The sequence below is a fragment of the Maribacter sp. PR1 genome, assembly GCF_028464145.1.
Classification (GTDB): Bacteria; Bacteroidota; Bacteroidia; order Flavobacteriales; family Flavobacteriaceae; genus Maribacter.
Genome location: NZ_JAQPCG010000014.1, coordinates 1 through 18684, shown reverse-complemented (window position 1 = coordinate 18684; position 18684 = coordinate 1). Strand labels below are relative to the sequence as shown.

Here is an 18684-nt window from a genome sequence, read left to right as displayed (position 1 = left end):
TGAAATAATATACTATGAAAAAGAATTTATCGGGAATACGTGAAGCTACTCCAAAAATGAGACCTTATGAATTATTGATATTGATGTGTTATTAAATTCATGAATTTAATGTTCCTTAGATAGTCATTCATCTGTTATCAGCACTATTATTTTTAAATTGTATGGAATAACCTAAAATTTCATTTAAAACCTAAATTATGTTTAGAAACGAACCCTTAACCAAAAATAAACGATTTCGATTCTATATAGTGGTATGGATATTTTTTCCTCTTATTACTTATGGGCAGTGGTCACCACAAGGTGATAAGATTAAGACTACCTGGGCCGAAGAAATTAATCCAGAAAATGTATGGTCAGAATATCCAAGGCCAATACTGGTGAGAGATGACTGGAAGAACTTAAATGGTTTGTGGGATTATTCCATTTCAAATAAGGGGGATACTAGGCCAGTAGATTTTCAAGGTAAAATTTTGGTACCATTCGCCGTAGAATCCAGTCTGTCCGGAGTAATGAAAGAAGTGGGATCACAACAGGAACTTTGGTATAGAACGTCTTTTCAAGTGCCCAAAGAATGGACCAATAAGGAAATATTGCTTCATTTTGGCGCAGTAGATTGGAAGGCGGAGATTTGGATAAATGAGGTAAAGGTTGGTTCGCATACTGGTGGATATACACCGTTTTCATTTGATATAGGGCCATTTATTAAAGAGGGATATCAGGAGCTTATAGTAAAAGTATGGGACCCCACTAATGATGGACCACAGCCCCGAGGTAAACAAGTCAAGAATCCAGAGGGTATTTGGTATACGCCTGTAACCGGAATTTGGCAAACCGTATGGTTGGAACCTGTTTCTAAGAAGCATATCACCAATTTAAAAACTGTTCCTAATATTGATAACGCTACAGTTAACATACTTCCTTTGGTCGAAGGAGCAGAATATGGGGATATTGTTGAGGTGAATGTTATTGAAGATAATTCTATCATTTCAACTGTGAGAGCTAAAGTGGGACTAGATTTCACAATTTCCATTGAAAATCAAAAGTTATGGTCTCCAGAATCTCCATTTCTGTATGGGTTAGAGCTTCGTTTAATAGATGGGGGTCAAGAAGTTGATAAGGTTAAAAGCTATTTTGGAATGCGTAAAATTAGTATGGAAAAAGATGAGTTTGGAGTGGTAAGGTTACAGCTAAACAACAAAAATTATTTTCAATTTGGCCCATTAGATCAGGGTTGGTGGCCCGACGGACTGTACACGGCTCCAAGTGATGAAGCCCTTAAATATGATATTGTCAAAACCAAGGAGCTTGGATTCAACATGATCAGAAAGCATGTAAAAGTGGAGCCTGCGAGGTGGTATACGCATTGTGATAGGTTGGGCATCCTGGTCTGGCAAGATATGCCCAATGGAGATAAAGGCCCGCAATGGCAGAACCATAATTATTTTAATGGTTCTGAGTTTGAGAGGACTCCAGCTTCCGAAGAAATTTATAGAGACGAATGGAAGGGAATTATGGATTATTTGTACTCTAACCCAAGTATTGTGGTATGGGTGCCTTTCAATGAAGCCTGGGGGCAATTTAAGACCAAGGAAATTACGGAATGGACCAAAGCGTATGACACGAGTAGACTAGTAAACTCCGCAAGTGGAGGTAATTTTTATAGAACTGGAGATATTGTTGACCTTCACAATTATCCAGGTCCTGCCATGTATCTGTATGACGCACAACGTGTAAACGTATTGGGAGAATATGGTGGAATTGGTTTACCTATTGAAGACCATTTATGGAAGCCGGATAATAATTGGGGTTATGTAAAATTTAAAAACTCAAAGGAGACCACCCAACAGTATATAAAATATGCTGAAGCGCTTAAAAAATTGGTAAAGGCTGGATTTTCAGGAGCTATATACACACAAACAACAGATGTTGAAGGTGAAGTCAATGGATTCATGACTTATGATAGAAAAGTGGACAAAATGAACGTAGATGATATCAGGAAAGTCAATTTAGAAGTAATCGAGGTAATCAATAATAGATAACAACCTATTTCTAATTTATTTAGGGTAATTCAGATGCTTTATGCTGTTGGTTTTTCCAAACAATATCAAGATGTTTTAGGTTTACGTTGCAGAGGATATGTTACAAATAAAAAAACCTTTCAACTTTGATAGTTAAAAGGTTTACAGTGACCTGGCTGGGGCTCGAACCCAGGACCCTCTCCTTAAAAGGGAGATGCTCTACCAACTGAGCTACCAGGTCATAATTTCAAAGCAAACATTTCTCGTTTGCGGGTGCAAATATAAGTCCTATAATTTATTTACCAAGCCTAAAAAGGGAGAAATTTATTTTTTTTTGAAAACGGTTTATTTTAGTTGATTTTTACAAAAATTTAGATAATTGAAAATTGTACTGATAGGATATATGGGCAGTGGAAAGACGACTATTGGAAAATTGTTGTCTAAGCAACTGACTTATAATTTTTTAGACCTGGATCACTATATTGAAGATGTTGAAGGAATGAGCATAAGTGCCATCTTTAAAAATAAAGGGGAGGTTTATTTTAGAAAAAAGGAAACGCAATATTTAAAGGAAGTTTTAAGTTTAAATGAAAACCTTGTATTGTCCGTTGGTGGGGGAACACCTTGCTTTGGTGTCAATATGCAAGTGATTAACGAGGCGACACCAAACTCGATTTATATTAGAACGGATCTGACCGTATTATGTGAAAGGCTTATAAAGGAAAAGGATAAACGACCTTTGATTGCTAACTTACCTAAAGAGGAATTCCCCGAATATATTGCCAAGCACCTTTTTGAAAGAAGTTATTTTTACAATCAGGCTAGTCATTCCGTACATAACCATCAAAAATCCGTGGAAGATTTAGTAGTAGAAATTAAGCAACTATTAGTCTAGAAACACTCTGTTTTTTTTGGGTTCAAATAGAACATTTACGTGTTCCTGTAAAGAGGTAGAAAGCGAGATACCCTTGTAGTCGGCTTTCACGGGATATTTTTTATGGTTTCTATTTACGAGAACCGCGGTCTTTAATTGTTTTAAGGGTGTTTGCAAAAAGTGGTGCACCCCATATATCAATGTAGTACCGGAGTTTAACACGTCATCGACCAAAACAACGCTTTTATTGGTGTATTCATTTTCTTTTAGAGTAGTGGACACACCGCTCTTCAATGGATTGGATTTATCCATCATCACTTTACAAAGGGTGATTTCTGCTTCGGTAATTTTTTGGAGTACACCGATGATTTTCTTTGCAAAATTTAGGCCGCCACCATCGATACCTGCAACGATAATTTCTTTTTCAGATACATTGGCCTCGTAGATTTGGTAGGCAATTCGTTCAATTTTATGCTGAATCTGCTGGTGGGTCAGTATATTGTTATCCATAATTAACGCTTTCCAGTTTAAAGATAGTTTTTGTTTTACTAATAGTTTGCTATATATGTTAGTATTTCTTTTTCAATAGATTATTCCAATTCCTCTGAATCCGATGGTGAATCTAAATAGTCATCAATTTCCCTACGATCTTTTTTAGTGGGTCTTCCCATTCCTTTTTTACGATAATAGTCTTTGGAATACTGTAAAAGTTCTTTATGCTCAAAGGCTTCCTTGGGTGTAGTGTCTTTCCTATAGATATCTACCAATTTTGCACCGACCCTGTTAGGTGGAATGTCCAAAACGGTCATTTGGTAATCTACTTGATTCTTTCTCACCAAGATTTTATCCATAGGGAAAACTTCCCTACTTGGTTTTACGGTTTGGTCATTTATCTTAACATGACCTTTTTTACAAGCATTGGTAGCAATCGTCCTTGTTTTAAAATATCTGGTACTCCATAGGTACTTGTCAATGCGCATGGTAAACTAAAATCTTTGTTAAGTTATCGAACAAAAATAAGGGAAAATTGTATCTTGCGCGCCTAAATTATTATTGATGAAATTGAAGTACTTACTGGGATTGACTATTATGATTGCAAGTATTTGGTCCTGTAAAAAAGATGATGATCCAATAGGTGAAGTTGTTCCGCCTAGATCAATAATAGAAGTTGCTGCGGAGGACGATGCCGAAATTATGGAATATTTAAGCACGCATTTTTTTAATTATGACGAATTTCAAAATCCCCCAGCAGATTTCGATTATAAAATACGTTTTGATACCATAGCGGGAGATAATCAAGAAAAAATCTCAATTTTGGATAGTGGGACAATTCCTGGAATAGAATTTGGAATGGAGACTATCACGGTAGAATCTTCTTCGTTTAGAGTTAGTGATGAAGAGGTTGCAGACCATACCTTGTATTATTTAATTGCAAGACAGGGAGGGTCAGAAGCTACGCCGACAATTGGTGACAATGTCACATTGAGATATGAAGGTTCTCTTTTAGATGGAACTTTGTTTGATGCGTCTAGTAACCAACCTGTTCAATTTAATCTTTCCGGAGTGGTAAGGGGGTTTGGAAACGGGGTGGAATATTTAAAAACCGGAACAGAGCAAATAGTTAACGGAGATGGTACAGTAAGTTACTCAGATTATGGAATCGGTGCTATTTTTATTCCTTCTGGTTTAGCTTATTTTAATAGTCCCTCTGGTTCCGTTATCTCAGCATATTCACCTCTGATATTTAAGGTGGATACGTTCACCTATGAAAAGGATACAGACTTTGATGGTGATGGTATACCCTCTATATTAGAGGACCTAGACGGCGATGGGAATTTGAACAATGATAACACCGATGTGGAAACGGAACGACAAGTATTTTTGGCTAATTATAATGACACAGATGATGATGCAGACGGAATACCGACCATAGAAGAAATAAATTTGGATAGTGAAGGCAAATTTGAAAGTGTGAGAGACTCGGATGGTGATGGGGTTCCCGACCACTTGGATTCGGATTCCTAGTTTACCTCTGAATTATAAAAAAAAGCTCCCCGATAATTCGGGGAGCTTTTTTTTATATTGTTTTAACTCTTCACTAGATTTTTACGGACAAACTTAAAATTAATTGATCTGGCCTGGTATCGATTCTATCACCGGTAGGAATACCACCTGTGGTATTTATAAAATTGACTTCGTTTTCACTAAATCCTCTTTCATATCGCAGGTCAATGCCTAACTTACCTAAGTTTACCCCTGCACCAATGTTCAGGCCTACGGTAAAATTGTTCTCTACATCACCTAAAGTTACGCCTTCAAAATCCGTGTCCAGAATATACTGGAATGATGGACCTGCAAAAACATTCAATGGTCCAATAACGTTTACTCCCAATAGCACAGGTGCATCTAATTTGCTCATTTTAAAGTCGTCGTTGTCGTAAGTTGACTTTATTCTAGTATATACCAACTCTGGTCTTAAATAGATTTTCCCTCCTAGTTTTCCGTAGACGCCCAGATGATATCCCAAGTTCTTATCGGGATTCTCATAGGCATCACCTACCGAATCAAAATAGTCTCCGTTACCGGCATAGTTTAAACCTCCTTTGATTCCGAACCCGGAACCACTTTGGGCCATTGCCGTTAATCCGGTCAAAAAAAGTACAGTAAGAAAAAGTGTTTTTTTCATAATAGTTTTATTTTAATTGAAACATGAATATCAAGAACAATACCAAATGTTTCCATTCTCGTTATACCATCAAAACGGAAGGTATTACTCTTTATTGTTTTACAAATCTAATGGAGTCATCTAGTTTTGATTTGTCTAATCCATCAGGAAGATTAACTTAAAAGGTTAAGCCATCTTAGGTTTTTATTAGGTTTTTAAGCCTAAGAGTTCGTTATCTTTGCAACTTTATTCAACACTATTGAAATTCTCTTTACATAAATCAGATACAGGTAGTAAGGCAAGGGCGGGAACCATTACCACCGACCATGGCGCTATTGAAACCCCTATTTTTATGCCTGTGGGTACCGTAGCATCCGTAAAAGGGGTTCACCAAAAGGAACTAAAGGAGGAAATAAATCCGGATATTATATTAGGAAATACCTACCATCTTTTTTTAAGGCCAAAGACCCCAATTCTTCAACAAGCAGGTGGCTTGCATAAATTTATGGGCTGGGATCGAAACATTTTGACCGATAGTGGTGGTTACCAAGTATATTCCTTATCCGGTAATAGAAAAATTAAGGAAGAAGGTGTGAAATTCAAATCGCATATAGATGGGTCTATGCATATGTTCACTCCTGAAAGTGTCATGGAAATACAAAGAGTGATTGGCGCCGATATCATCATGGCTTTTGATGAATGTACACCATATCCCTGTGATTATAATTATGCCAAGCAATCTATGCACATGACCCACCGTTGGTTGGATCGTTGTATCAATCACTTGGAAAAGGTACCTTTTACTTATGATTATTCCCAAAGTTTTTTCCCAATAGTACAAGGGTCTACCTATAAAGATTTAAGAAGACAGTCTGCCGAGTATATCGCAAATGCCGGTGCTGAAGGAAACGCTATTGGTGGGTTATCCGTTGGTGAACCTGCAGAGGAAATGTATGGGATGACAGAGGTCGTTTGCGAGATTCTCCCAGAGGACAAACCAAGATATCTTATGGGGGTAGGAACTCCCATTAATATCTTGGAAAACATTGCCTTAGGTATAGATATGTTCGATTGCGTAATGCCTACTAGAAATGCTAGAAATGGTATGTTGTTTACTGCTCATGGAACCATTAACATCAAAAACAAAAAGTGGGAAGATGATTTTTCCCAAATTGATGAAATGGGAATTACATTTGTGGATAGGGAATATTCCAAAGCCTATTTAAGACATTTGTTTGCGGCAAATGAATATTTAGGTAAGCAAATTGCCACGATACATAATCTAGGGTTCTATCTTTGGCTGACCCGTGAAGCAAGAAAACACATTTTGGAAGGTGATTTTTTCAATTGGAAAAATACTATGGTCAAACAAATGGATAAAAGATTATAGTGCTCTCTATTATAGATAAATACATATTAAAGCGTTATTTGGCCACTTTTTCGGTGATGCTTCTACTATTTATTCCTATAGGAATAATGGCAAATCTTGCCGAACAAATCGGTAAGATGATCGACAATGAAGCACCTTTAAATGAGATATTGTTTTATTATTTAAATTTTACCATTTACATTGGGAGCTTGCTTTTTCCCATATTTCTTTTCCTTTCAGTCATCTTTTTTACATCCAAACTGGCCAATAATACGGAGATTGTTGCTATTCTTAGTTCAGGTGTTTCCTATGGTAGATTTTTAAGACCTTATTTGATTGGAGCCACAATTATTGCGATTATCATGTTCTTTATGACCATGTTTATTGTACCACAGGCGAGTATTGGATTTAATGAGTTTAAGTTCAAATATTTGAAAAGGGGTAAGCAGGATAGGATTACCAACAATATTTTCAATCAATTGAACGAAACGGATTTTATTTATGTAAGTAGTTTTGATCCAGCCAGGCAATTGGGACACAATTTCACATTTGAAAGGTTTAATAGTAACAATGAGCTTGAGTTTAAAATTTCTGCAGTAAATATTAGATGGGTAGAAAAGGATAGTAATTATAGATTGACTTCTTATGTAAAGCGAAAAATGGTCGGGGATTCGGCATACATAGAAAGTAAACGCCGTTTGGACACTATTTTCTCTTTTAAAATTGATGATCTGACCCCGGTATCTTACGTGGCCGAGACAAAAAACCTATTTGAATTGGATAAGTTCATTGCTGACCAAAAAAGAAAGGGGGCCTCCAATATTAACACTTATATTTTGGTTAAATATAAACGATGGGCACTTCCACTTACGGCGTTTATACTTACGATTATTGCTGTTGCTGTTTCCTCCGTTAAGCGAAGAGGGGGGATGGGCGTGAATTTGGCATTCGGTATTTTGGTGGCTTTTATATTTATATTCTTTGACAAGGTGTTCGGTACTTTGGCTGAACAGTCCGGTTTTTCACCGCTATTGGCTGTTATTATTCCCAATGTACTATTTGGAGTGTTGGCCTTTTATCTTTTGCAAAATGCCAAAAGATAGAATCCTTAACCTACTTCACTTACACTTTATTGTATTTATTTGGGGCTTTACGGCCATATTGGGCAAGCTTATTTCCATTGATTCCCTTCCCTTGGTTTGGTACCGTATGCTTTTGGCAACACTTTTTATTTTTTTCTATGTAAGTGTCTTTCGTTTTCGACTGAAGGTGGATAAAAGAGCTTTGGCTTGGTTGGTGTTCGGGGGTATAGTTGTGGCTTGTCATTGGGTAACTTTTTTCTACGCCATAAAAATTTCAACGGTTTCAGTGGCATTGGCGATGATGTCCACAGGCGCTTTTTTTACTGCATTATTGGAACCAATTCTTTTTCAAAGAAAAATAATTGCGTACGAAATTGTATTTGGAATTCTAGTAATTCTAGGATTGGTTCTAATCTTTAGGGTAGAGTCTACTTACACTTATGGTATGATTGTCGCCTTAATATCCGCCCTCCTAGCGTCTATTTTTTCGTTGGTCAACGGGAAATTGGTAAAAAATCATAAACCTTCGGTTATCTCATTTTATGAGTTAGGGATAGGGGTATTGTTTCTAACTTCTGTCCTAGTACTAAGAGGAAGCTTTTCTTATGAATTTTTCGAGCTAAACTTAAAGGATTGGATGTATCTACTGGTTTTAGCATTGGTGTGTACTGCATACGCCTTTATTGCTTCCATTAAGGTAATGCGAATACTAACGCCGTATACAGTAATGTTGACTACAAATTTGGAGCCGGTATACGGTATACTGTTGGCATGGTTCATTTTTGGTTCTGAAGAACAAATGAGTCCTTTGTTTTATTTAGGTGCCTTGATCATTTTAATGACCGTAATATTGAACGGCATATTAAAATACAGGGCTGGCATAAAATTGGGGACTAGATAAAGAATACCTTTTAAAGTTTTATCTTTGCCTACGCAACTAACGAAATCTTATTGAAAACTATGGAGTATTTGGATTTTGAACTTCCAATTAAAGAACTGGAAGAGCAATTGGACAAGTGTATGATTATTGGTGAAGAGAGCGATGTAGATGTTACCGAAACCTGTAAGCAAATCGAGAAAAAATTAGCGGAAACCCGGAAGGATATCTATAAAAACCTTACTCCCTGGCAGCGGGTTCAGCTCTCAAGGCATCCTAATAGGCCATATACATTAGATTATATCAAAGCTATTTGCGGAGATACTTTCCTAGAATTACATGGAGACCGCAACGTAAAGGATGATAAGGCAATGATTGGTGGCCTTGGCAAAATTGGAGACCAGAGTTATATGTTTATTGGTCAGCAAAAGGGATACAACACCAAAACAAGACAATATCGCAATTTTGGAATGGCAAATCCAGAAGGTTATAGAAAGGCATTGCGTTTAATGAAATCGGCCGAAAAGTTTGGAATTCCAGTTGTTACCCTTATAGACACTCCAGGAGCTTATCCAGGTATTGAAGCTGAGGAGCGCGGACAGGGAGAAGCCATTGCACGAAATATTTTGGAAATGACCCGTTTAAAGGTGCCTATTATAGTTGCCATTATTGGAGAGGGTGCAAGTGGTGGCGCTCTTGGTATCGGTGTAGGTGATAAAGTGTTAATGTTAGAAAATACATGGTACTCCGTAATTTCACCAGAATCCTGTTCATCAATTTTGTGGAGGAGTTGGGAGTATAAGGAAAGAGCGGCAGAGGCTTTAAAGCTAACTGCAAATGATATGAAGAAATTGAAATTGATTGATGAAATTGTTAGGGAACCGGCCGGAGGTGCACATGCAAATCGCGAAAAGACCTTTGACATTCTAAAAAATAAAATAGTTACTAATTTTGAGGAATTGCAAAAGTTATCACCAAAAGAATTACTTAAACAACGCATGGAAAAGTACGCTGACATGGGCGTTTTTAATGGATAGTACACCATTTTAGTGACATACGAACAAACCGGAGATTTTCATCTTCGGTTTTTTTATCTTATCAACATAAAATTGTATTTTATTAACAGCCAATTGTTAGTTACCTGTGAACATCGAAAAAGATGCTTTTAAAGTTAACTAAAGGTTAATTGTATATTTTCGCACTATGGAGAACACGAAACCTTTTGTTGGTCGAAAGATTGACAAATCTACTATTATTAATCTCGAACGAGGGAAAATACCACCACAAGCTGTTGATTTAGAGGAGGTTGTACTTGGTGCGATGATGATTGATAAAAAGGGTGTAGATGAAGTTATTGATATTCTTCATCCGGATGTGTTTTATAAAGATGCTCATAGATTTATTTATGAGGCTATATTCATTCTCTTCGAAGAATCCCAACCAGTGGATTTATTAACCGTTTCTTCCCAATTAAAGAAGGAAGGAAAATTAGAAGCTATAGGAGGTGATTTTTACTTGATAAAATTGACTCAAAAAGTGGCTTCTTCTGCTCATATTGAGTTTCATGCCCGTATTATTCTTCAAAAATACATCCAGCGCAGCCTTATCAAAATTTCAAATGAAATAATTGAAGATGCCTACGATGAAGGAACAGATGTTTTTGACCTTTTGGACAATGCGGAAGCTAAATTATACGACGTAACGCAAGGTAATTTAAAACGATCAGCGGAAACGGCCCAGAATTTGGTCATTCAGGCAAAGAAAAAGATAGAAGAAATTGCAAATAGGGAGGGGTTAAGTGGTATTCCATCAGGATTTGATAAGTTGGACAAATTAACTTCCGGTTGGCAACCCAGCGACTTAATTATTGTGGCCGCTCGTCCTGGAATGGGTAAAACAGCATTGACCTTATCCATGGCTAGAAACATGGCCGTGAATTCTAATACGCCCGTAGCCTTCTTTTCTTTGGAGATGTCTTCTGTACAGTTGATTACACGATTAATTTCTTCTGAAACGGGTTTGTCATCGGAAAAACTGAGAACGGGTAAACTCGAGAAACACGAATGGGAGCAGCTGAATGTTAAGGTAAAAACCTTGGAAAAAGCTCCCCTGTTTATTGATGATACTCCATCATTGTCCATTTTTGATTTACGTGCAAAAGCGCGCAGATTAGCTTCGCAGCACGGAATCAAGATGATTATGATAGATTATTTGCAATTGATGACGGCAGGGGGCAGCCAAAAAGGTGGAAATAGGGAGCAAGAAATTTCAACGATATCAAGAAACCTAAAAGCACTTGCAAAGGAATTGAATGTACCCGTTATTGCATTATCACAGCTATCTAGGGCTGTGGAAACAAGAGGAGGTAGTAAAAGACCAATCCTATCCGATTTAAGGGAGTCGGGAGCCATTGAGCAGGATGCGGATATTGTATCTTTTATTTATCGTCCGGAATATTATAAAATTGAAGAGTGGGATGATGAAGAACGTACACCTACTCAAGGTCAGGCAGAATTTATTGTTGCAAAACATAGAAATGGTGGTCTGGATAACATCCGATTGAAATTTATCGGTAGTCAAGGTAAGTTCGATAACTTGGACGATTTTGATTCTCCTTTTGAATTTCAGTCCAAGATGAACGACAATGAAGAAAATCCTTTCATTACCAAAAATCTTCCCAGTGCGGATGATGCTTTTGGAAGTTCTATGAATAAAGGTTTAAGTCCGGACGATGATGATGTACCATTTTAAACTTATCTTAAAAACTAGGTTGAAGACCTTATAACTATGGGATTTTAATAATCTTTAACGCTTCTGAAAATACAGGAGCGTTTTTTTTCGTTTACTTTTGAGTGAAAGCCTTAGAATACTGTTGTATGATTAGAAATCTTTGTTTGTTGGTTGTTTGTCTTTTTTCATTTATGGGTTATGCGTCTTCGATTCTAATTCCTATGGATGCAGAAACTCAAAAAAACCATTTAAAGGCCTATGGAATAACCTATTGGGTGTTGTCAAAACAGCGGAAGGTACAGTGGCTACTTAATTACAGGGGTGGGTCCTTCCTATTGCCAGATGGTGAAATTATTAGAAAGGAGTGCCAAATCAGGGGTGTTTCTTTTGAAATTCTTTCCGATGATCAAGCAAACTCGATATTGGACGAAATAAGTAGTCCATCAAGAAACCAGGATGCCGTTATCTTAGAAAAAGCTCCCAAGATCGCGGTGTATTCGCCCAAGGGGAATCAGCCGTGGGATGATGCTGTGACCATGGCGCTTACTTATGCAGAGATTCCATATGTAACGGTATATGACGAAGAAGTATTAAATGATAAGCTAGCATTATATGATTGGTTGCATCTACATCATGAGGATTTTACAGGACAATTTGGGAAGTTTTATGGAGCCTATAGAGCAACTCCTTGGTACATAGAAGGGAAGAACGATGCTGAGAAATTGGCCAAAAAGTTAGGGTACAACAAGGTATCTGATGAAAAACTGGCTGTGGCCCTAAAAATTAGAAACTATGTTATTGGTGGGGGTTTTATGTTTGCCATGTGTTCGGCAACGGATAGTTTTGATATTGCGCTGGCAGCAGAGCAAGTGGACATTTGCGAACCAATGTTCGACGGTGATCCCTCCGACCCAAACTATCAAGCTAGTTTGGACTATGGTAAGACTTTTGCATTTACCGATTTTACGTTAGAGAGAAGTCCTGTCAAATATGAATTTTCTTCAATAGATATGACATCCAAGAGGGGAAATGTTCCAAAAGAATCAGACTATTTTTCATTGATGGACTTTTCCGCTAAATGGGATGCCGTACCTACAATGTTGTGTCAAAACCATACGTCACTTGTAAAAGGTTTTATGGGGCAAACTACAGCCTTTAAACGTTCAGAAATTAAGCCTACGGTATTGGTCCTTGGTGAAAACAAATTAAATGGGGAAGCACGCTATATTCATGGCATTAAAGGAAAGGGTTTTTTCACTTTTTATGGCGGACATGATCCTGAAGATTATCAGCATAGAGTAGGGGACCCCAAAACGGAACTTGAACTTCATCCTACATCACCGGGTTATCGATTAATATTAAATAATGTCTTGTTTCCTGCGGCGAGAAAAAAGAAACAAAAAACCTAAATAGCTAGCGTAAGACGAGCTTTTTTAATTGTAGTTCCACCCCCATTTCATCATTGCTTAGCGTACTGTATTTGGCAGCTTCTTTAATGTTGGGATGGGCATTTTCCATAGCAAAACTATAATCTGAAAGTTCAAGCATTTCAAGATCGTTATTGTAGTCCCCAAAAACCATGATTTCATGAGATTTGATTCCATAAATCTGCATCACTTTTTCTAGGGCATATCCTTTATGGGCGTTGGGGCTTGAGATATCTACCCAATTTTCACCGGATACTTTGACCTGTAAGTTTTCCTCAAAATGTTTTACATGAGGATAAATATATTTTTCGGAGCTTTCAAAGTGATATATAGCAATTTTTAAGATTTCTGTATCAAGGGGTTTGAGCTCTTCCATAATTTCAAACTGGGTGTAGTACTCTTTTAATTTTTCTACGAATGCATTCGATTCCCCAGATATATATGCCATGTGTTTGCCACATAATACAGGGTGTGTATTGGGAACCTCCTTTAATGTTTTTAAAACGTCTTTTATATAATTGTTGTTTAACGGAGTGGATAAGATCTCATTTTCGTTCTGTTTGGCAAATCCACCATTTTCGGCTATAACAATGATATCATTTTTTATGGAGTCCAGCTTATCAATAATACTGTTGTATTGTCTACCACTTGCTGCAACAAAAAGAATTCCTTTGGATTTTAATGCGCTAAACAATTCAAAAAAGTAATCACTTACTTCATGTTTAGAGTTTAAAAGTGTGCCGTCCATATCGGTTACGACCATTCTTATTTTCGATAAATCCATATATTTTCTATAAGGTGCAAAGATATTTCAATGTGTTCATTAAAATAAGTAATGCTTAAAGTTTTACCTTTATTTAATAAGAATAAAGCATGGATTGGTATCAAAAAGAATTTACATTACCTTCTTTTAATAGGGGGTTTCATTTAATAACAGCGATGATATTGGAAAAATGTCCAGAGATCAAAAATATTGATATGGGTAGCTGTCAGGTTTTCATAAAGCATACATCGGCCAGTCTTACAATTAATGAGAATGCTGATTCCACGGTGAGAACGGATTTTGAAAGTCATATGAACGTTATGGTACCTGAAAATGCCACTTATTTTATTCACACCTATGAAGGACCGGATGATATGCCGGCTCATATTAAATCATCTTTAATGGGGTCATCGGTTCAGGTACCGATTACAAATGGCGGGCTCAATCTTGGTCTATGGCAGGGAATTTACCTGTGTGAACATAGAAACCGAGCATCAGGAAGAAAACTTGTCGTGACCATCCATGGAAGAAAGGAAGTATAATAGGAATAATAAATTTTAAAATGACTACTGAAGAATCTATTTTAAACAAAATTCAAATACTTATTACCAATCATTTTGAGACACCTCAAAAAGCATTTGAATTTTTTGATGAAGAAAGTGATGGTAAATTAACGAAGCGTGAAATTGTGGAGTTATTAAAGCAAGCCCAAATAAGTGGTTTTTTAAGGGGAATAGTTTCATCTAAGTTAATTGAAGGATATGACAGGAATGGTGATGAACTTATCGATTGGGAAGAATTTAAGGCAGCTATTGCAAAGATTAAGAAATAGGTCAAAATAAAAAATCCGACCAAAAGGGTCGGATTTTAAAAGTGAGATTTGATTTAATTTATTTTACCTGCTCCACAATGGCTTTAAAAGCGTCAGGATGATTCATCGCCAAATCGGCAAGAACTTTTCTGTTAAGTTCAATACCGTTAGCTTTTACTTTACCCATAAATTGTGAGTAAGACATTCCGTGTTGTCTGGCACCTGCATTAATACGGGTTATCCATAAAGAACGGAAGGTTCTTTTCTTATTTCTACGGTCTCTGTATGCATATAGCATAGCTTTTTCCACCGCATTTTTGGCTACTGTCCAAACATTTTTACGTCTTCCGAAGTAACCTTTGGCTTGCTTCATCACCTTTTTTCTCCTGGCTCTTGAAGCGACTGCATTTACTGATCTTGGCATTTCTTTTCAATTTTTTGTAGTAGGCGCCCTAGTTTGATTTAGGGACTTTTTGGCCCAACTCCATGGTTAATAATTTTACCTTTTTAAATACAATTACTTTAAACGTAATTGTTCTTTTATGCTATTAACATCATGTGGATGAACCAATGTATCATGTGTTAAAGCAAGCTTTCGCTTTTTAGACTTTTTCGTAAGAATGTGACTTTTAAAAGCGTGCTTTCTTTTAATTTTCCCGGTACCGGTAAGCTTAAAACGCTTTTTGGCACTAGATTTTGTTTTTTGTTTAGGCATTTTCTCCTATTTTATATAATTAATCTCACTTTCTTCGCTCTATTTTTAGGACCCTGAGCGTAGTCGAAGGGTCACTTTGCATGCTAAACGCTACTGGTTAAATAACCAATAGCGTTTAGTATTCTATAAAATGATTCGATTCCTAAAACGGAGCCGAAACCTTATTTTTTAGTTTTCGGAGCAATAAACATGGTCATTCGCTTTCCTTCCAATCTAGGCATTTGCTCCACTTTTCCAAGCTCTTCCAATTCTGAGGCTAACCTTAAAAGAAGAATTTCACCTTGATCCTTGTATACTATTGAACGTCCTTTAAAGAAAACATATGCCTTTAATTTAGCTCCATCCTTTAGAAACTTTTCAGCATGTTTCTTTTTAAATTCATAATCGTGGTCATCGGTGTTAGGTCCAAACCTAATCTCCTTTACAACAACTTTGGAAGCTTTGGCTTTCATAGCCTTCTCCCTTTTCTTCTGTTCGTATAAAAACTTTTTGTAATCTATTATTTTACAAACAGGAGGATTCGCCTTTGGTGAAATTTCTACCAGGTCCAATTCTAACTCTTTGGATATATCCAAAGCTTTTCGAATAGGATAAACTCCCACTTCAACATTATCACCAACTAACCTTACTTCCGAAGCAAGTATTTTCTCATTAATATTATGAGGGTTCTTGTTTTCCCTCCTAGGTTGAGGCCTGAATCTTTTACGTATTGCTATGACTTTTTATTTTTAATTAAACTTTAATCTCTAAACGACTTTAAGTTACTATTTATTTCTTTAGTTACCAAGTCTGAAAACTGTTCTATTGTGATTGCTCCCAAATCCGCACCTCCATGTCTTCTGACAGAAACTGTATTGGAACTTTCATCAGTATCACCAACGATTAACATAAATGGTATCTTGTTCATTTCTGCTTCTCGTATTTTCTTGCCTACAGTTTCGTTTCTGTGGTCAACAAGGGCGCGAATTTCGTTATTTTCTAGCGATTTTAAAACTTTTTCGGCATATTTTTCATGTTTCTCACTAACAGGTAAAACAATAGCTTGATCTGGGATCAACCATAAAGGGAAATTACCACCTGTATGTTCCAACAAAAGCGCTATAAAACGTTCCATACTTCCAAAGGGAGCTCTGTGTATCATTACAGGTCTATGCAGTTCATTATCACTACCTTTATAAGTGAGCTCAAATCGTTCCGGTAAATTGTAATCGACTTGGATCGTACCCAGTTGCCATTGTCTTCCCAATGCATCCTTGACCATGAAATCTAGTTTTGGTCCATAGAATGCAGCTTCCCCACTTTCTATAACAAAATCCAAGCCTTTTTCCTTGGCTGCATTTATGATAGCCCGCTCAGACTTTTCCCAATTTTCTACAGAGCCGATATATTTTTCTGGAGTATCCAGGTCCCTAACAGATACTTGGGCAGTAAAATCTTCAAAACCTAAAGAACCTAGTACATATAAGGATAAGTCGATAACATCTTTGAACTCTTGATCTAGTTGGTCGGGTGTACAAAAAATATGGGCATCATCCTGCGTAAATCCACGTACCCTTGTAAGTCCATGAAGTTCACCGCTTTGTTCATACCTATATACAGTTCCAAACTCCGCGTACCTTTTCGGTAATTCTTTATAACTAAAAGGTCTAGTATTATAAATTTCACAATGATGGGGACAGTTCATTGGTTTTAAAAGAAACTCCTCATCTTGCTTGGGTGTATGGATCGGTTGGAAACTGTCTTCTCCGTACTTGGCATAATGCCCCGATGTAACATAAAGTTCTTTTTGTCCAATATGGGGTGTTACTACCATTTCATAGCCCGCTTTCTTTTGAGCTTTTTTCAGAAATTGCTCCAAGCGCTCTCTTAAAGCCGCACCTTTTGGTAGCCATAATGGAAGGCCTTGTCCTACTTTTTGGGAAAAGGTAAAAAGTTCCAGCTCTTTGCCCAGCTTTCTGTGGTCTCTTTTTTTAGCTTCTTCCAACAAGGCCAAATATTCGGTAAGCTCTTTTTGTTTGGGGAAAGAAATACCATAAACCCTAGTTAATTGAGGGTTGTTTTCGTCACCTCTCCAATAAGCTCCGGCAACACTTAATATTTTAATGGCCTTTACTATTCCGGTGTTCGGAATATGACCTCCACGACATAGATCTGTGAATGTATCATGGTCACAAAAGGTGATGGTGCCATCTTCTAAGTTTTCAATGAGCTCAACCTTATACTGATTTCCTTGGTCCTTATAAAACTGTAACGCGTCAGATTTTGAGACTTCCCGCATTTTATAATCATGTTTGCCTCTGGCTATTTCCAATGCCTTTTGCTCTATTTTAGCAAAGTCTTTTTCGGAAATAGTACCTGTGGGTAAATCAACATCATAATAGAAACCATTTTCGATAGCAGGACCGATGGTCAATTTTACGCCAGGGTAGAGCTCCTCCAGTGCTTGTGCTACGATGTGTGACGTAGAATGCCAAAAAGCTCTTTTACCTTCTTTGTCCTTCCAGGTATATAGTACAAGAGACCCGTTATCGGTTAACGGTGTGCTGCTCTCAACGATAGTGCCATTGAACTTGGCGGAAATAACATTCCTTGCAAGTCCTTCACTGATGCTTTTGGCCACATCTACGGGAGTGATGCCTTTCTCAAATTCTTTAATTGAGCCGTCCGGCAAGGTTATTTCTATCATATTTAGTTTTTATAAAACAGGGGGCAAAGATAATATGTTGAATTTACCTCTACAATATATTATATATATGTTTTGAATTGATTCAAATGTAAGCCGTCATTTATGATCATCTATTGGGTGTAATCAGTACTTTATTACGAAAAGGGTCATTTATATGGAGGTTCTCTTAAATATTGTTCAATTCTATTGTTTTGAATCATTTTTTTAATTAAATTCAATGCCCTTTTTCTTTCAAAACTTGCAAAGTCCTAATTATAAGAATGTTGGGTTTTTTGTTTTAAAAAAGTTGAAAAAAGGTGATTATTTTTCTTTGTTATTTAAAAAACAGGCTTACATTTGCAGCCCGCTAATCGGATAAGATATTTCTTCAATGATTAGAGGTGATAAAAGAGTGTAAACGTTCATTGTATATTGTTTTCTGATGGTTTGAAAAAAAATAATTTTTTTCTTTTTTAAAAGTTGTCAGGTTAAAAAACAGTTGTATATTTGCACCCGCTTAGGCAAAGACCTAGGGGCGGGAAGAGGAAACTTGGCGAGGAGCCTTGTTGAATTTCCTGATCGGAGTTCATTGAAATATTGTGGAGAGAGTCGTATCCTTAAATGGGGGTGCGATGGTAGAGAAACATAAAGAATTAGATCGAGAGAATCGGGGCCGTGGACAAGTTCG

The 18684-nt window shown here is 36.9% G+C and carries 19 protein-coding genes and 1 tRNA gene; 11 read left to right on the top strand and 9 right to left on the bottom strand.

The window, feature by feature from the left end:
* Positions 1 to 197 precede the first annotated feature (197 nt).
* Complete coding sequence (locus PP182_RS20450; protein WP_272653108.1) at positions 198 to 2039, top strand: glycoside hydrolase family 2 protein; 1842 nt, start codon at positions 198 to 200, stop codon at positions 2037 to 2039.
* Positions 2040 to 2186: 147 nt separating this feature from the next.
* Here PP182_RS20450 and PP182_RS20445 read toward each other — a convergent pair.
* Positions 2187 to 2259, bottom strand: a tRNA-Lys gene (locus tag PP182_RS20445).
* Positions 2260 to 2397: 138 nt separating this feature from the next.
* On the opposite strand from PP182_RS20445, the gene PP182_RS20440 reads away from it, so the two are divergent.
* On the top strand, positions 2398 to 2913 hold the full coding sequence (locus tag PP182_RS20440) for a shikimate kinase (RefSeq protein ID WP_272653107.1): 516 nt from the start codon (positions 2398 to 2400) through the stop codon (positions 2911 to 2913).
* Here PP182_RS20440 and PP182_RS20435 read toward each other — a convergent pair.
* Entirely contained in the window at positions 2905 to 3402 is a 498-nt protein-coding gene (locus PP182_RS20435; protein WP_272653106.1) for a phosphoribosyltransferase domain-containing protein, read from the bottom strand. The genes PP182_RS20440 and PP182_RS20435 overlap by 9 nt on opposite strands.
* Before the next feature lie 80 nt (positions 3403 to 3482).
* Complete coding sequence (locus PP182_RS20430) at positions 3483 to 3872, bottom strand: RNA-binding S4 domain-containing protein (protein ID WP_272653105.1); 390 nt, start codon at positions 3870 to 3872, stop codon at positions 3483 to 3485.
* A 76-nt stretch (positions 3873 to 3948) separates the two neighbouring features.
* Here PP182_RS20430 and PP182_RS20425 point away from each other — a divergent pair, with 76 nt between their 5' ends.
* On the top strand, positions 3949 to 4917 hold the full coding sequence (locus PP182_RS20425) for an FKBP-type peptidyl-prolyl cis-trans isomerase (protein ID WP_272653104.1): 969 nt from the start codon (positions 3949 to 3951) through the stop codon (positions 4915 to 4917).
* A gap of 73 nt (positions 4918 to 4990) precedes the next feature.
* Here the strand turns inward: PP182_RS20425 and PP182_RS20420 are convergent, their stop codons facing one another.
* Positions 4991 to 5578 (bottom strand): outer membrane beta-barrel protein, encoded by a 588-nt coding sequence (locus tag PP182_RS20420; protein ID WP_272653103.1) that lies wholly within the window; start codon positions 5576 to 5578, stop codon positions 4991 to 4993.
* 238 nt (positions 5579 to 5816) lie between these two features.
* On the opposite strand from PP182_RS20420, the gene tgt reads away from it, so the two are divergent.
* The 6 genes from tgt (at position 5817) to PP182_RS20390 (ending at position 13024) form a co-directional block, all read left to right on the top strand.
* The gene (tgt, locus tag PP182_RS20415; protein WP_272653102.1) at positions 5817 to 6947 is read left to right on the top strand and encodes a tRNA guanosine(34) transglycosylase Tgt; all 1131 of its coding nucleotides are present in this window, start codon (positions 5817 to 5819) and stop codon (positions 6945 to 6947) included.
* Positions 6947 to 8029 carry an LptF/LptG family permease gene (locus tag PP182_RS20410; RefSeq protein ID WP_272653101.1) on the top strand — a complete coding sequence of 361 codons (1083 nt, stop codon included), beginning with the start codon at positions 6947 to 6949 and terminating at the stop codon, positions 8027 to 8029. The genes tgt and PP182_RS20410 overlap by 1 nt, the downstream gene beginning before the upstream one ends.
* Positions 8016 to 8909: a DMT family transporter gene (locus PP182_RS20405; RefSeq protein WP_272653100.1), complete on the top strand. Its 894-nt coding sequence runs from the start codon at positions 8016 to 8018 to the stop codon at positions 8907 to 8909. Before PP182_RS20410 ends, PP182_RS20405 begins: the two co-directional genes overlap by 14 nt.
* Positions 8910 to 8968: 59 nt before the next feature.
* The gene (locus tag PP182_RS20400; RefSeq protein WP_272653099.1) at positions 8969 to 9922 is read left to right on the top strand and encodes an acetyl-CoA carboxylase carboxyltransferase subunit alpha; all 954 of its coding nucleotides are present in this window, start codon (positions 8969 to 8971) and stop codon (positions 9920 to 9922) included.
* Positions 9923 to 10088: 166 nt separating this feature from the next.
* Positions 10089 to 11636: a replicative DNA helicase gene (gene dnaB, locus PP182_RS20395; RefSeq protein WP_272653098.1), complete on the top strand. Its 1548-nt coding sequence runs from the start codon at positions 10089 to 10091 to the stop codon at positions 11634 to 11636.
* 125 nt (positions 11637 to 11761) lie between these two features.
* A complete protein-coding gene (locus PP182_RS20390; RefSeq protein ID WP_272653097.1) occupies positions 11762 to 13024 on the top strand; it encodes an asparagine synthetase B in 1263 nt (420 codons plus the stop codon).
* A 4-nt stretch (positions 13025 to 13028) separates the two neighbouring features.
* Here the strand turns inward: PP182_RS20390 and PP182_RS20385 are convergent, their stop codons facing one another.
* The gene (locus PP182_RS20385) at positions 13029 to 13826 is read right to left on the bottom strand and encodes an HAD family hydrolase (protein WP_272653096.1); all 798 of its coding nucleotides are present in this window, start codon (positions 13824 to 13826) and stop codon (positions 13029 to 13031) included.
* A gap of 89 nt (positions 13827 to 13915) precedes the next feature.
* On the opposite strand from PP182_RS20385, the gene PP182_RS20380 reads away from it, so the two are divergent.
* Both PP182_RS20380 and PP182_RS20375 read left to right on the top strand, forming a co-directional pair.
* Positions 13916 to 14347, top strand: coding sequence for a secondary thiamine-phosphate synthase enzyme YjbQ (locus tag PP182_RS20380; RefSeq protein WP_272653095.1), 432 nt, complete (start codon positions 13916 to 13918; stop codon positions 14345 to 14347).
* A gap of 20 nt (positions 14348 to 14367) precedes the next feature.
* A complete protein-coding gene (locus PP182_RS20375) occupies positions 14368 to 14637 on the top strand; it encodes an EF-hand domain-containing protein (RefSeq protein ID WP_272653094.1) in 270 nt (89 codons plus the stop codon).
* Between the two features lie 58 nt (positions 14638 to 14695).
* On the opposite strand, the gene rplT is transcribed toward PP182_RS20375, so the two are convergent.
* The 4 genes from rplT to thrS all read right to left on the bottom strand — a co-directional run bounded on the left by rplT (position 14696) and on the right by thrS (position 18017).
* Positions 14696 to 15040, bottom strand: coding sequence for a 50S ribosomal protein L20 (gene rplT / locus PP182_RS20370; RefSeq protein WP_272653093.1), 345 nt, complete (start codon positions 15038 to 15040; stop codon positions 14696 to 14698).
* A 93-nt stretch (positions 15041 to 15133) separates the two neighbouring features.
* On the bottom strand, positions 15134 to 15331 hold the full coding sequence (rpmI, locus tag PP182_RS20365) for a 50S ribosomal protein L35 (protein ID WP_068486516.1): 198 nt from the start codon (positions 15329 to 15331) through the stop codon (positions 15134 to 15136).
* A 161-nt stretch (positions 15332 to 15492) separates the two neighbouring features.
* On the bottom strand, positions 15493 to 16047 hold the full coding sequence (infC, locus tag PP182_RS20360; protein WP_419197743.1) for a translation initiation factor IF-3: 555 nt from the start codon (positions 16045 to 16047) through the stop codon (positions 15493 to 15495).
* A gap of 23 nt (positions 16048 to 16070) precedes the next feature.
* Positions 16071 to 18017 carry a threonine--tRNA ligase gene (gene thrS / locus PP182_RS20355; protein WP_272653092.1) on the bottom strand — a complete coding sequence of 649 codons (1947 nt, stop codon included), beginning with the start codon at positions 18015 to 18017 and terminating at the stop codon, positions 16071 to 16073.
* Between the last annotated feature and the right edge of the window lie 667 nt (positions 18018 to 18684).

What these genes read in the sequence shown, in the direction of transcription:
- PP182_RS20450 (WP_272653108.1), top strand. Translation starts at nt 198, where the DNA reads ATGTTTAGAAACGAACCCTTAACCAAAAATAAACGATTTCGATTCTAT.
- PP182_RS20435 (WP_272653106.1), bottom strand. Translation starts at nt 3,402, where the DNA reads ATGGATAACAATATACTGACCCACCAGCAGATTCAGCATAAAATTGAA.
- PP182_RS20430 (WP_272653105.1), bottom strand. Translation starts at nt 3,872, where the DNA reads ATGCGCATTGACAAGTACCTATGGAGTACCAGATATTTTAAAACAAGG.
- PP182_RS20425 (WP_272653104.1), top strand. Translation starts at nt 3,949, where the DNA reads ATGAAATTGAAGTACTTACTGGGATTGACTATTATGATTGCAAGTATT.
- PP182_RS20420 (WP_272653103.1), bottom strand. Translation starts at nt 5,578, where the DNA reads ATGAAAAAAACACTTTTTCTTACTGTACTTTTTTTGACCGGATTAACG.
- PP182_RS20405 (WP_272653100.1), top strand. Translation starts at nt 8,016, where the DNA reads ATGCCAAAAGATAGAATCCTTAACCTACTTCACTTACACTTTATTGTA.
- PP182_RS20400 (WP_272653099.1), top strand. Translation starts at nt 8,969, where the DNA reads ATGGAGTATTTGGATTTTGAACTTCCAATTAAAGAACTGGAAGAGCAA.
- dnaB (WP_272653098.1), top strand. Translation starts at nt 10,089, where the DNA reads ATGGAGAACACGAAACCTTTTGTTGGTCGAAAGATTGACAAATCTACT.
- PP182_RS20390 (WP_272653097.1), top strand. Translation starts at nt 11,762, where the DNA reads ATGATTAGAAATCTTTGTTTGTTGGTTGTTTGTCTTTTTTCATTTATG.
- PP182_RS20385 (WP_272653096.1), bottom strand. Translation starts at nt 13,826, where the DNA reads ATGGATTTATCGAAAATAAGAATGGTCGTAACCGATATGGACGGCACA.
- PP182_RS20380 (WP_272653095.1), top strand. Translation starts at nt 13,916, where the DNA reads ATGGATTGGTATCAAAAAGAATTTACATTACCTTCTTTTAATAGGGGG.
- PP182_RS20375 (WP_272653094.1), top strand. Translation starts at nt 14,368, where the DNA reads ATGACTACTGAAGAATCTATTTTAAACAAAATTCAAATACTTATTACC.
- rplT (WP_272653093.1), bottom strand. Translation starts at nt 15,040, where the DNA reads ATGCCAAGATCAGTAAATGCAGTCGCTTCAAGAGCCAGGAGAAAAAAG.
- rpmI (WP_068486516.1), bottom strand. Translation starts at nt 15,331, where the DNA reads ATGCCTAAACAAAAAACAAAATCTAGTGCCAAAAAGCGTTTTAAGCTT.
- thrS (WP_272653092.1), bottom strand. Translation starts at nt 18,017, where the DNA reads ATGATAGAAATAACCTTGCCGGACGGCTCAATTAAAGAATTTGAGAAA.